General features: G+C 69.2%; 13 protein-coding genes. 10 read left to right on the forward strand and 3 right to left on the reverse strand.

Going from position 1 to position 12,480, the window contains the following annotated elements; translation table 11 throughout:
* Window positions 1–27: 27 nt before the first annotated feature.
* Window positions 28–1,329, forward strand: coding sequence for a D-amino acid dehydrogenase (locus BMW87_RS24590; RefSeq protein ID WP_093057256.1), 1,302 nt, complete (start codon window positions 28–30; stop codon window positions 1,327–1,329).
* Window positions 1,330–1,335: 6 nt separating this feature from the next.
* Here the strand turns inward: BMW87_RS24590 and BMW87_RS24595 are convergent, their stop codons facing one another.
* The 3 genes from BMW87_RS24595 to BMW87_RS24605 form a co-directional block, all read right to left on the reverse strand.
* Window positions 1,336–2,616, reverse strand: a complete 1,281-nt coding sequence (locus BMW87_RS24595) for an FIST signal transduction protein (RefSeq protein WP_093079433.1) — start codon at window positions 2,614–2,616, stop codon at window positions 1,336–1,338.
* 45 nt (window positions 2,617–2,661) lie between these two features.
* The gene (locus BMW87_RS24600; RefSeq protein WP_093079217.1) at window positions 2,662–3,411 is read right to left on the reverse strand and encodes a PhaM family polyhydroxyalkanoate granule multifunctional regulatory protein; all 750 of its coding nucleotides are present in this window, start codon (window positions 3,409–3,411) and stop codon (window positions 2,662–2,664) included.
* A 92-nt stretch (window positions 3,412–3,503) separates the two neighbouring features.
* Window positions 3,504–4,949, reverse strand: coding sequence for an aminotransferase-like domain-containing protein (locus BMW87_RS24605; protein WP_093079220.1), 1,446 nt, complete (start codon window positions 4,947–4,949; stop codon window positions 3,504–3,506).
* Window positions 4,950–5,063: 114 nt separating this feature from the next.
* On the opposite strand from BMW87_RS24605, the gene BMW87_RS24610 reads away from it, so the two are divergent.
* The 9 genes from BMW87_RS24610 to BMW87_RS24650 are packed head-to-tail and all read left to right on the forward strand — an operon-like array spanning window position 5,064 to window position 12,476.
* A complete protein-coding gene (locus BMW87_RS24610; RefSeq protein ID WP_093079222.1) occupies window positions 5,064–5,663 on the forward strand; it encodes a LysE family translocator in 600 nt (199 codons plus the stop codon).
* 8 nt (window positions 5,664–5,671) lie between these two features.
* The gene (locus BMW87_RS24615) at window positions 5,672–6,610 is read left to right on the forward strand and encodes a DMT family transporter (protein WP_371127392.1); all 939 of its coding nucleotides are present in this window, start codon (window positions 5,672–5,674) and stop codon (window positions 6,608–6,610) included.
* 60 nt (window positions 6,611–6,670) lie between these two features.
* Window positions 6,671–7,873: an aminotransferase-like domain-containing protein gene (locus BMW87_RS24620; RefSeq protein WP_093079225.1), complete on the forward strand. Its 1,203-nt coding sequence runs from the start codon at window positions 6,671–6,673 to the stop codon at window positions 7,871–7,873.
* A 22-nt stretch (window positions 7,874–7,895) separates the two neighbouring features.
* The gene (locus BMW87_RS24625) at window positions 7,896–8,534 is read left to right on the forward strand and encodes a LysE family translocator (RefSeq protein WP_093079227.1); all 639 of its coding nucleotides are present in this window, start codon (window positions 7,896–7,898) and stop codon (window positions 8,532–8,534) included.
* Window positions 8,535–8,570: 36 nt separating this feature from the next.
* Window positions 8,571–9,212: a glutathione S-transferase family protein gene (locus BMW87_RS24630; RefSeq protein ID WP_093057249.1), complete on the forward strand. Its 642-nt coding sequence runs from the start codon at window positions 8,571–8,573 to the stop codon at window positions 9,210–9,212.
* Window positions 9,213–9,217: 5 nt separating this feature from the next.
* Window positions 9,218–10,141 (forward strand): PhzF family phenazine biosynthesis protein, encoded by a 924-nt coding sequence (locus BMW87_RS24635; RefSeq protein WP_176928856.1) that lies wholly within the window; start codon window positions 9,218–9,220, stop codon window positions 10,139–10,141.
* A gap of 21 nt (window positions 10,142–10,162) precedes the next feature.
* Window positions 10,163–10,855 (forward strand): VOC family protein, encoded by a 693-nt coding sequence (locus BMW87_RS24640; protein ID WP_093079230.1) that lies wholly within the window; start codon window positions 10,163–10,165, stop codon window positions 10,853–10,855.
* Between the two features lie 7 nt (window positions 10,856–10,862).
* On the forward strand, window positions 10,863–11,495 hold the full coding sequence (locus BMW87_RS24645; protein ID WP_093079232.1) for a LysE family translocator: 633 nt from the start codon (window positions 10,863–10,865) through the stop codon (window positions 11,493–11,495).
* A 9-nt stretch (window positions 11,496–11,504) separates the two neighbouring features.
* Complete coding sequence (locus BMW87_RS24650) at window positions 11,505–12,476, forward strand: threonine dehydratase (protein WP_093079235.1); 972 nt, start codon at window positions 11,505–11,507, stop codon at window positions 12,474–12,476.
* Window positions 12,477–12,480 lie beyond the last annotated feature (4 nt).

Below are 12,480 nucleotides of genomic sequence, written 5' to 3' on the forward strand. Positions count from 1 at the left end.
AGCGCTGCAACCTCAAAGGTACTTGAAATGCGCGTGATCGTTCTTGGCGCCGGCCTGCTCGGCGTGACCTCGGCTTACTACCTCCAGCAACTCGGCCACGAAGTGACCGTGATCGACCGGCAAGCCACCCCAGCCGCCGAAACCAGCTTCGCCAACGGTGGGCAGATCTCCGTCAGCCACGCCGAGCCCTGGGCCAACCCCAGCGCGCCGCTCAAGGTGCTGCAGTGGCTGGGCAAGGAAGATGCTCCGCTGCTCTTCCGCATCCGCGCCGACATGCGCCAGTGGCTCTGGGGCCTCCAGTTCCTGCGCGAATGCACGCCGGCGCGCACCCGCCACAACATCGAGCAGATCGTGCGTCTCGGAACATACAGCCGCTCGATGTTGCAACAGTTGCGCCGCGACACCGGCCTGAACTACGACCAGCGCACGCAGGGCATCCTGCACTTCTACACGACGCAAAAAGAGTTCGACGGCGCCCTCGCGCCCGCCGAGCAGATGCGCGCCCTGGGCTGCGAGCGCCAGGTCATCTCGGCCGACGAAGCCGTGAAGATCGAGCCCGCCCTCGCCCACATCCGCCCGAAGCTGGCCGGCGCCACCTACACGGCCGAGGACGAGTCCGGCGACGCCAACCGCTTCGCGCGCGAACTGGTGGGCCTGGCCACCGCGGCGGGCGTCAAGTTCCTGATGAGCCACACCGTGACCGCGCTGCGCGAAGCCGGCGGCAGCATCGATCACGTCGAAGCCACCGACAGCGAAGGCCGCTTCCAGCGCATCCGCGGCGACGCCTTCGTGCTGGCGATGGGTTCATTGAGCCCGCTGTATGCCGCCCCGCTGGGCATTCGCCTGCCGATCTACCCGGCCAAAGGCTATTCGGTGACGCTGCCCGTCAAGGACGCGTCGAAGGCCCACCAGGTCTCGCTGACGGATGACGAATTCAAGCTCGTGTTTTCGCGCTACACCTCGGAGTCGGGCGACCGCCTGCGCATCGCCGGCACGGCCGAGCTCAACGGCTATGACCGCGACCTGAACCGCGTGCGCTGCGAAGCCATCGTGCGCCGCGTCGAAGAGCTCTTCCCCGGCGCTGGCGACACCACGCAGGCCCAGTTCTGGACCGGTCTGCGCCCCGCCACGCCGAGCAACGTGCCGCTGATCGGCAAGACCAGGCTTCCGAACCTGTTCCTCAACACGGGCCACGGCACGCTCGGCTGGACGCATGCCTGCGGCTCGGGCAAGTCGATCGCGCGGATCGTGAGCGGGCTGGCGCCGGAGGTGGATTTCGCGTTCACCGGCATGCCTGCGCCCGCGCCGCGCGCGCTGCAGCCGGCCTGATCGCGTTCAGTCGTTGGCCGTAAACACCGTCAGCACCCCGGTATAGCCATACAGGTGATGCCGGGCAATCTCGCCCGCAGCGAAGAACCCGACCAGCGGCACGTCGCCCAGCGCGTGCCGCACGATCTGCAACTCAGCGCCCGGTGCGCCGAAATGCGGCCCGCCGCGCCCCGAGCAGCTCACGTACACCGCCCCTGCGATGCGCCGTGCCGGATGCGGCGCCGCCTCGGCTTCGCCCGCCGCCACGGCGCGCGCGGTGGCGAGCGTCTGCTCTTCGGGCTCCAGTTCCTCGCGGATTTCCGCGCAGATGCGCATCAGGTCGGCCCGCGCGGCCTGCGCGTTGCGGCGGCAGAAGGTCAGCCGCATGCCGGCCTCGGCCACATCGGCAATGGCGATGCCGCGCCGCGTCGGGTCCAGCCCGATGATGTGGCGCACCAGCACGTCGGCGCCCAGGTCGCCGGTGCGGCGGATGCCGTCGCTACCGGCATCGGCCAGGCCGACCAGCGTGTTGCGCACGGCGTCGATGGCCTCCTGCGGCCGTTCGAGCGACACCTGCAGATCGGCCAGCAGCACGTCGAGCGCCGGCTCGCCGTCGAGCTTCAGCAGCAGATTGCCGTCGGCCTCGGTGATCTCGCGTTCGCGCACTGCCCCCGAGCGCAGCGGCTGGCAGCCCTGCGTGACGCGCGACACCAGCCGTACGCCTTCGCCGAACACCACGCCCGACAGGCCGCCCGAGAACACCCCACCCGCCGCCCCGTGCCCGCGGATGTTGCCGTTGCCGCCGACTGCGAATTGCAGCGCGCTGCCGCGCCCCGAAGACAGCCCGCCGAACAGATAACCCGTGTCGGTGCGCCCCGCCATCTCGGCGATCAGCTCGGCCAGGTCGGGCGTTGCCGGGTCGGCGTGCACCAGTGCCGTGTGCGCCTCGAAGCCGCTCATTTCGGAATTGCCCAGCGGCGCCACGCCCGAGAACACGCGGTACTGGTCGCTCGGCAAGGCGCAAAGCATCAGGCTCATGCCGGGTTCATCGAAGTACTCGGCGTTGTTGGCCGACACGCCGATGCCGACGGTGCCCGACCAGTCGGTCACTTCGGGCAGCTCGGCGCTCAGGTGGTCGAGGATGTCCTGCGCCTCGCTTGCATAGTGGTCGGTGATGTAGAGCAGCCCCAGCGTCGGCGACGAGGCGTAGTCGGGCAGGGCCATCTGTGCGCGCAACTGGGCCAGCACGAGGCCGGCCGCCATGCGCCATTGCGGATGGGTGGCGTGACCGGAGGGAAACAACTTCATGATGCGTGCCAACCCGTTCTCTTCAACAAATGGATGTGTATGACGTCAGCGCCGGGCGGAGGTTCGCTGGCGCGCGGCTGTCGATGTCTTCTTTTTGGCAGCCGGCGCTGCAGCCTTCTTGGCCGCAGCAGGCTTGCGGGCGGCCGTTGTTGCCGGCTTGCCCATGACCTTGCCGACCGCATCGGCCAGCGGCTGGGCCATGGCCGGCACCTTCAGCTGGGCCGCGTCCTGCAGCGCCGAGCTGGCGATCTGCTGGAACTGTTCGGTGAGCGAGCCCCACCACTGCATGGGATCGACCACGCCGGCTCCGTCGGCCGCCGCGGTCTTTGCCTTGGCCGAAGCCGGCCTGCTGCGCGACTTCGTCGGTGCTGGAGCCTCTTCTTCGGGCATCTCGTCCTCTTCCTCGACCTCTTCGGGTTCGGGCTCCGGAGCTGCCGCGGCAGGCGCCGGCGCCATCGCGGCTGCCTGCTTGGTGAACGCGCTGGCGATGTCTTCCATCCGCACGTTCATGCCGCGCAGCGTCGACAGCGTCATCTTCTGCACTTCTAGCGCCTGGATCGTGGCCTTCAGGGCATGGCCGTTCTGCTCGAGCCAGTACTGCACCGTCTTGAGCTCCTGGATGCGCTTGTCGACCTCTTCCACGCTCAGCGTGGGAGCCACCCAGCTCGCAAGGCTCGGAATCCCTGGCACCGAACCGGCGCCGGTGCCCGCCGCGGCGCCACCGGCGAGGTTCTTCAGGAAGTCGAATCCGGGGACGAACTGGCTGAAGTCGAAGGGCTTGCTGGCGGTGCTCATGCGGGTGGTCTCCTGGGTGGGTTTTCTTGTGTTGCCAGCTTACTCCAAGCCTCCGGCCTTTTGGCCCGGACCTCCCCGCCTTTTACCTGCCATCAGAGCTCGCTTCGGACCTTGCTGAAGACCTTCCAGAAGGTCGCATCCTGCGACGTGGCGAAGTTGATCCGCATCATCGTGCTCGGGGGCCGGCGCGCATGGAACAGCGAGCCCGGCGCCAGCAGGTAGCCCTGGTCGAGCATGCGCTGCGTGAGCGCGTCGGTGTCCACGCCCGTGTCGACCCAGCCGAACAGCCCCGCCGGCTCCGAGGCGAAGGTGCAGCCGTGCGACATCGCCAGCTTCACCGCCCGCCCCCGCGCCCCGTCGAGGCGGATGCGCACGCGCTCCGAATGCCGGCGCAGCTGCCCCTGGTCGATGCACCACGACAACGCCCGCTCGAACAGCGTGGGTGAGGTGAGCGTGGCCAGCAGCTTGGTTTCGAGCAGCCGCTCCTTCAGCGCCGGGGGCGCGGCCAGGAAGCCGATGCGCCAGTTGGGCGCCAGGATCTTGGCAAAGCCGCTCACGTAGATGGTGCGCTGCAGCCCGTCGAGCGCGCTGAGCCGCGTGGCGTGCTCGGGTGCGAGGTGGCTGTAGGTGTCGTCCTCGACGATGTGGAAGTCGTATTCGTTGGCCAGCTTCAGCACGCGGTGTGCGCTGCCCGGCGTGAGGCTGTAGCCGGTCGGGTTGTGCAGCACGCTCACGCTGACGAAGAGCTTGGGTTGGTGCAGCGCGCAGTATTGCGCCATCACCTCCAGGTCGGGCCCATCGGCGCGCCGCGGCACCGGCAGGATGCGCATGCCCAACGCCTCCAGCCGCGCGAACTCCAGCGCCCAGCCCGGCTCCTCGACCATCACCGGGTCGCCCGCGCGCAGCAGCGTGCGGCTCACGATGTCCAGCGCATGCGTGGCGCCAATGGTGGTCACGATCTGGTCGGGCGAGGCCGGCACGTTGATGCCCACCAGCTTCTGCGAGAGGCTGCGCCGCAGGCTCATGTCGCCGGCCGGCTCGCCGTACTGGAGCGACAGCTCCTGCAGGGCGGCTGTACTGGTCATGCGCCGCACGGCCGTAGGCATGAAGGTGGACGACATCCAGTCCGGCGGAAACACCCCCATGCCCGGCTGCGGCTTGTCGCTCGGGCGGTGGAACATGCTGCGGATCAGCGAACTCGCGTCGGCCGGTATGCGCGAGGCCATCATCTGCACCGCCATCGCCGCCGGCATGCCGCTCGCGCCACCGGCGTCCGCGCCGTGGTTCGGACGGCCGTCCTGTACCGGTGCCGAATCCCGCACATAGAAGCCGCGCTGCCGGCGGGCCTCGACCAGCCCCTGCGCCAGCAGCTGGTCGTACGCGGCGACGACGGTGTACGGGCTCACGCCCTGCTGCCGCGCGCATTCGCGCACCGAGGGCAGGCGGGCGCCGGGCGGCAGCAGGCGGGTGCGGATGCGCTCGGCCAGGCGGTCGGCCAGTTGCCCCGTCAGCGACTGGGTGGAGGTGCGCGTCAGCATGCGTTGTTTTGGGCTGTGCCGGCTTCTGTGTCGAAGGAGTGACCAATACAGATTGCCCGATTGTTCGATCAACTGTACTGGAACTGTAATGGTCTCAAGTTTAGAGTGTGTGTCATGAACTGGCAAGAATTCACCGCGCTGCTGGTGCTGGCCACGGCGATGAGTTTCTCGCCCGGTCCCAACACCACGCTCTCCACCGCCCTGGCGGCCAACGGCGGCCTGCCGCGCGCCATGCGCTTCGTGGTCGCGGTGCCCGTGGGCTGGACGCTGCTGCTGGCGCTGTGCGCCGCCGGCATCGGCGCGCTGGTGGTGGCAATGCCTTCGCTGCGCCTGGCCATCAAGGCGCTGGGCATCGGCTACCTGCTGTGGCTCGCGTACAAGCTCAGCGGTAGCGCCACGCTCGGCAAGGCCGACGGCGCCAAGCTGTCTGTAGGCTTCGGCCAGGGCGTGATGCTGCAGTTCGTGAACATCAAGGCCTGGCTGCTGGCGCTCACGCTGGTGGCCGGCTGGATCGCCGGGCAGCCCGATGCGCTGCGCCGCTTTGCCATCGTGGCGCCGGTGATGCTGACCTATGCCTTCATCAGCAACTTCGCCTACGCACTGGTCGGCGCGCTGCTGCGCGAATGGCTGGCCAAGGGTTCGCGGCTGCTGTGGTTCAACCGCGCGATGGGCCTGGTACTGGTGCTGACAGCCTGGTGGATGGTGAGCGTATGAAGCTCGCCATGAAAGACGAGACGCTGGGCATGTGGCTCGGCGTCGTAGGCGTGGCTATGTTCGCCGTCACGCTGCCGATGACGCGCCTGGCCACCGGCACGCAAGACGCACCGCAGCTGTCGCCGTGGTTCGTCACGCTCGGGCGCGCGGCGCTGGCGGGCGTGCTGTCGGCCATCTTCCTGCTGGCAACGCGCTCGCCGCGGCCTGCAGCGCACCAGTGGAAGCCGCTGGCCTTCGCGGTGCTGGGCAATGCCATCGGCTTTCCGCTGCTGCTGGCCTATGCGCTGCGCGTGGTCACGGCCAGCCATGCGGCGGTGGTGACTGCCCTGCTGCCGCTGGTCACGGCCGCCGTCGCGGCCCTGGTGCTGCACCAGCGCGCGCGGCTCGGCTTCTGGCTCTGCGCCATTGCGGGCAGCCTGCTGGTGGTGGCGTTCTCGGTGCTGCGCGCGAGCCAGAGCGGCCATGGCTTCGGCTTCGAATGGGCCGATCTGCTGCTGGTCGGCGCGGTCATCGCCGCCTCCATCGGCTACATCTACGGCGCGCAGGTCACGCCGTCGCTGGGCGCCGAGCGCGTGATCTGCTGGGTCTGCGTGATGGCGCTGCCCTTCACGCTGCCGGCCGCGCTGGCGCTGTGGCCGCAGCAGCCCGTCGCCACGTCGGCCTGGCTGGGCTTCGTCTACGTCGGCACGTTCTCGATGTGGATCGGCTTCTTCGCCTGGTATCGCGGCCTGGCCCTGGGCGGTGCGCTGCGCGTGAGCCAGACCCAGCTGCTGCAGCCCTTTCTCTCGATCCTCGCGTCGATCCCGCTGCTGGGCGAGCCGCTCGACATGGTCACGCTGGGCTTTGCCGTCGCGGTGGTGGCCACGGTGGTCATCGGCAAGCGCCTCTCGCAGCCGCAAGACAACAAGGCCCGCGTCGTATACCGTGGCGACATCCAGCCGGATTGAGCGCCGCCGCGCCTGCCCGCATCATTCGAATCTCACCTCACCGCCTGAAAGAAGAAAGCCATGAACTGGAAACTCGCCGCCCGCGCCGCCAAGATGAATCCCTCGGTGCTGCGCGAAATCCTCAAGGTCACCGAGCGCCCCGGCATCATCAGCCTGGCCGGCGGCCTGCCCTCGCCCAAGACCTTCCCGATCCAGGCTTTTGCCGACGCCTGCGCCGAAGTGCTGCACAACGACGGCCAGGCCGCCCTGCAGTACGCCGCCAGCGAGGGCTATGCGCCGCTGCGCCAGGCCGTGGCCGACATGCTGCCGTGGGACGTCGACGCCTCGCAGGTGCTCATCACCACCGGCTCGCAGCAGGGCCTCGACCTCGTGGCCAAGGTGCTGATCGATCCGGGCAGCAAGGTGCTGGTCGAAACGCCCACCTACCTCGGCGCGCTGCAGGCCTTCGGCCCGATGGAGCCGCACCCCGTGGGCGTGGCCAGCGACGATGACGGCGTGATCGTCGAAGACCTGGTGGCCAAGGCCAAGGACGCACGCTTCGTCTACCTGCTGCCCAACTTCCAGAACCCCACCGGCCGCACCATGACCGAAGAGCGCCGGGCCGCCGTGTCCGCCGCCGCTGCGGCAGCCAACCTGCCGATCGTCGAGGACAACCCCTACGGCGAACTCTGGTTCGACGAAGCCCCGCCGCTGCCGCTGGCCGCGCGCAACCCCGAAGGCGTGATCTACCTGGGCTCGTTCTCGAAGGTGCTGGCCCCCGGCCTGCGCCTGGGCTTCCTGGTGGCGCCCAAGTCCATCTACCCGAAGCTGCTGCAGGCCAAGCAGGCGGTCGACCTGCACACGCCGATCTTCACGCAGCGCATGGTCTCGGCCGTGATGAAAGACAAGTTCCTCGACCGCCACGTGCCCACCATCCGCGCCCTCTACAAGCGCCAGCGCGACGCGATGATCGCCGCGCTCAAGCGCGAGATGGCCGGCCTGGACGTGAAGTTCAACGCGCCCAAGGGCGGCATGTTCCTCTGGGCGCGCCTGCCCGAGGGCATCGACACCGTGACGCTGCTGCCCAAGGCGGTGGAGCGCAACGTGGCCTTCGTGCCCGGCGCGCCGTTCTACGCGGGCGAAGGCGATCCGCGCACGCTGCGCCTGTCGTTCGTGACGGCCAGCGTCGAAGAGATCGACACCGCCATCGCCGCGCTGGCGCAGACGCTGCGCGAAGAGCTGGTGCTGCTCGGCGACAAGAAGCTGGCCGCCGCACAGGTCTGAAAGCACAAACCAGGAGCCTCCCTTGATCGGCCTTGCAACGCTGTCGCTCTTCCTGCTCGCGGTTCTGGCGCTGTTCCTGTCGCCCGGCCCGAACATGGCTTTCGTGCTCTCGCACGGCGTGGCCCATGGCCCGCGCGGCGGTTTTGCGGCGGCCATCGGCATCTCTGCGGCCGACCTGGTGCACACGCTGTTCGCGGCCACCGGCGTCACCGCGCTGGTGGCCGCGTGGCCGCCTTCGTTCGACGTGCTGCGCTATGCGGGGGCGCTGTACCTGGTGTGGCTGGCGGTGCAGGCGCTACGCAACGGTGGCGGACTTCGCATCGGCGCGCAGGCGCAGCCTGCCGGCTTCGGCCGCATCGTGCGCATGGCACTGCTGAACAACCTCGTCAATCCGAAGGCGCTGCTGTTCTTCATGGTGTTCCTGCCGCAGTTCGTCGATCCCTCGCGCGGCAGCGTGCCGCTGCAGCTGGTGCAGCTCGGCGTGGTGCTGTCGATGGCCGCGCTGGCCTTCAACACACTACTGGGCGCGTGCAGCGGCCAGGTCGGCCGCTGGCTGCACAACCGGCCCGGCGCGGCGCGCTTCCAGAGCGGCCTGCTGGCCGCCGTGATGCTGGGGCTGGCCGTGCGCCTGCTCTTCCTCGATCGTCCCTCGCCCCGCTGAAGCGGGCAGCAAAGAAAAGATAGAAAGAAACCGACCATGCTCAACATCTGGGGCCGCATCAGTTCGATCAACGTCCGCAAGGTGGTGTGGTGCGCGCAGGAGCTCGGGCTCGACTTCCAACGCACCGAGGCCGGCGGCAAGTTCGGCGTGGTGCAGACGCCTGAGTACCTTGCGCTCAATCCGAATGCGATGGTGCCCACCATCGACGACGGCGAAGGCGCCGAGCGCGTGACGCTCTGGGAGTCGAACGTGATCGTGCGCTACCTCTGCGCGAAGCATTCGCACGGCAACTTCTACCCGAGCGAGCTGCCCGCGCGCTTCGACGCCGAGCGCTGGATGGACTGGCAGCAGACCACGCTCAACCGCACGAGCCGCGACGCCTTCATCCAGTGGGTGCGCACGCCGCCGTCGGAACGCCAGAGCGCGCTCATCGAGGCGTCCGTCCGCGACAGCGAAGCGCTGTTCTCGATGCTCGACGCGCATCTTGCGAGCCAGCCGTACATGGCCGGCCAGCGCTTCACCATGGCCGACATCCCGGTCGGCTGTGAGGCGCACCGCTGGTTCAACCTGCCGGCTGCCGAATACCGCAGGCCGAACTGGCCGAACGTCGAACGCTGGTATTCAGAGTTGCTTTCCCGCCCGGGCACGCGCGGCGTGCTCGACCTCCCCCTCGAATGAATCCGATGAAATCCCGCCCCTTCAAGCAAGTCGACGTCTTCACCGCCACCGCCTACTACGGCAATCCGCTCGCGGTGGTGATCGATGGCCAGGACCTCGACGACGCCGCCATGCAGCGCTTTGCGCAATGGACCAATCTGTCCGAAACCACCTTCCTGCTGCCGCCCACCGATCCGGCCGCCGACTACCGCGTGCGCATCTTCACGCCCGGCGGCGAGCTGCCCTTTGCCGGCCACCCGACCATCGGCAGCTGCCATGCGTGGCTGCAGGCCGGCGGCAAGCCCAAGGCTGCAGGCCTGGTGGTGCAGCAATGCGGCGCCGGCCTCGTGCCCCTGCGGCGCGACGGCGAGCGCCTGGCCTTCGCCGCGCCGCCCCTGAAGCGCAGCGCTCCGAGCCCCGCGCTGCTGGCCAAGGTGGCCGGCGCGCTGGGCCTGAAGGCGCAGCAGGTCATCGCGGCGCAGGTGCTCGACAACGGTCCGGTCTGGTTCGGCCTGCTGGTGAACGACGCCGACGCCGTGCTGGCGCTGCAGCCCGACCACCGCGCCCTGAAGGAGCTGGGCGTGAAGGCCGGCGTGGCGGGCGTGCCCGCGGCGCACGACACCGCGCTGCTCATCGGCCGCTCGAACCGCGAGGCGCGCGCCTTCGGCAACCGGCCCGCTACCCCGAACGAAGACGGCGCGAAGATCGACCTCGAGGTGCGCGCCTTCGCCGAGCCTATCGGCGTGCAGGAAGACCCGGTCACCGGCAGCCTCAACGCCAGCCTGGCCGAATGGCTGATCGCCGACGGCCACATGCCCGAGCGCTACCTTGCCGCGCAGGGCCAGTGCCTGGGGCGCGCGGGCCGCGTCTACATCGAGCGCGACGCCGAAGGAAAGATCTGGGTCGGCGGCGACGCCGTGACCTGCGTCGACGGCCACGTCACGCTGTAAGCACAACGCCTGAGGCCCGCCATGCACGCGCAGCTCGACCACCTCGTGATTGCCGCCGCCTCGCTCGCCGAGGGCGTGGCCTGGTGCGAGGCAACGCTCGGCGTCACGCCGGCACCGGGCGGCTCGCATCCGCTGATGGGCACGCACAACCGCCTGCTGAACATCGCAAGCGACGCCTTCCCCGCAGCCTACGCGGAAATCATCGCGATAGAGCCGGGCAAGCAACCCTCGCGCCCCAAGACGCACCGCTGGTTCGACCTCGACGACGCCGCGCTGCAGGCCGGGCTCGCACAGCATGGCCCGAAGCTGATTCATTTCGTCGCCCGCGTGCCCGACGCGCATGCGGCAACGCGGGCGCTCGCACATGAAGAGCACGCGCACATCGACCGCGGCCAGTTGCTCGAAGCCTCGCGCGACACGCCCGCCGGCCGGCTCGAATGGCAGATCACCGTGCGCGACGACGGCCAGCGGCTGTTCTACGGCGCACTGCCCACGCTCATTCAATGGGGCCCAGTGCACCCCACCGATGCCATGCCGAAGTCTGGCCTTGCCATGCGCTCGCTGCGCGCCGTGCACCCGCGCGCGCCCACGCTGGTCGCAGCGCTGTCGGCCATAGGCATGACCGGCATGGACATCAGTGCCGGCCCGCCCACTCTCATCGCCGTACTCGACACGCCGCGCGGCCCCGTCACGCTCGAATCGCAAGGACTCTGACCCGATCATGCTGAGCCTCACCGAAATCGCCTGGTTCGCCCTCGCCTCGCTGCTGCTGGCGCTCACGCCGGGGCCGAACATGATCTATTGCGTCTCGCGCACGCTGGTGCAGGGTCGACGCGCGGGGCTCATCTCGCTGGGCGGCGTGCTGCTGGCGTTCCTGGCACATCTGTTCGCCGCGGCGCTCGGGCTCACCGCGCTGCTGCTGGCCGTGCCGCTGGCCTTCGACGCGATCCGCATCGCCGGTGCGGCCTACCTGCTGTGGCTCGCGTGGCAGGCGGTCAGGCCCGGCGGCAATGCACCCTTCGAGGCGCGCGCACTGCCGGCCGATCCGCCGGGCAAGCTGTTTCGCATGGGCTTTCTCACGAACCTGCTGAACCCGAAGGTGGCGATGTTCTACCTCTCGTTCTTTCCGCAGTTCATCCACCCCGAGCGCGGCTCGGTGCTGCTGCAGAGCATGCAACTGGGCATCGCGCAGATGGCGACCAGCGCCGCGGTCAACACGGTGATGATCGTCGGCGCCGCCAGCATCACGGCCGTGCTGTCGCAAAGCGCCGGCTGGCTGCGTGCGCAGCGCTATGTGATGGGCAGCGTGCTGGCCGCGCTGGCCGTTCGCGTGGCACTCACCGAACGCAAGTAAGGACATCCCGTGAAGTTCACCCGCGAAGAGATCGAAGCCGCGCAGCGCACCGTGCATGCGGCCATGCCACCCACGCCGCAGTACGCCTGGCCGTTGCTTTCGCAGCGCCTGGGCGCCACCGTGTGGGCCAAGCACGAGAACCACACGCCGGCCGGCGCCTTCAAGATTCGCGGCGGCCTGACCTACTTCGAAACCCTGGCGCGCGAGCGGCCCGGAGTACGCCACGCCATCAGCGCCACGCGCGGCAACCACGGCCAGTCGGTCGGCTTCGCCACGCGGCGCCACGGGCTGGCCGCGACCATCGTGGTGCCGCACGGCAATTCGACCGAGAAGAACGCCGCGATGCGAGCGCTCGGCGTCACGCTGGTAGAGCATGGCGACGACTTCCAGGCCGCCTCCGAGCACGCAGCCGAGCTGGCAGAGCGTGACGGCTTGCATCGCGTGCCTTCGTTCCACCGCGAACTGGTGCGCGGCGTGTCGACTGCGTATGTGGAGTTCTTCGACGCGTTGAAAGACGCGCCGCCGGACGTGCTGTTCGTGCCCATCGGCCTGGGCTCCGGCTTTGCCGCCGCGGCTGCAGCGCGCGCGCATTGCGGTGTGTCGACCAAGCTCATCGGCGTGGTGTCGGCGCATGCCACGGCGTATCGCGATTCCTTCCGCGCAGGCAAGCCCGTCGAGTCGCCCGTCACCACGCGGCTGGCCGACGGCATGGCCTGCCGCGTCCCGGTGCCCGAATCGGTCGAAGTGATCCTGCGCGAAGCCGACGACGTTGTCACCGTCACCGATGACGAGATCGCCGAGGCCATGCGCATCCTCTTCAGCGACACGCACAACGTGGCCGAGGGGGCCGGCGCAGCCGCACTGGCGGCCGCGCTCCAGCAGCAGGAACGCTGGCGCGGCAAGACGGTGGGTGTGTGCGTGAGCGGGGGCAATGTCGATACAGGCATGTACGCGGGCGTGCTTGCGCGCAGCGCTGCCTGAGCCG

This window comes from Variovorax sp. OV084, from assembly GCF_900111625.1.
GTDB lineage: Bacteria > Pseudomonadota > Gammaproteobacteria > Burkholderiales > Burkholderiaceae_C > Variovorax.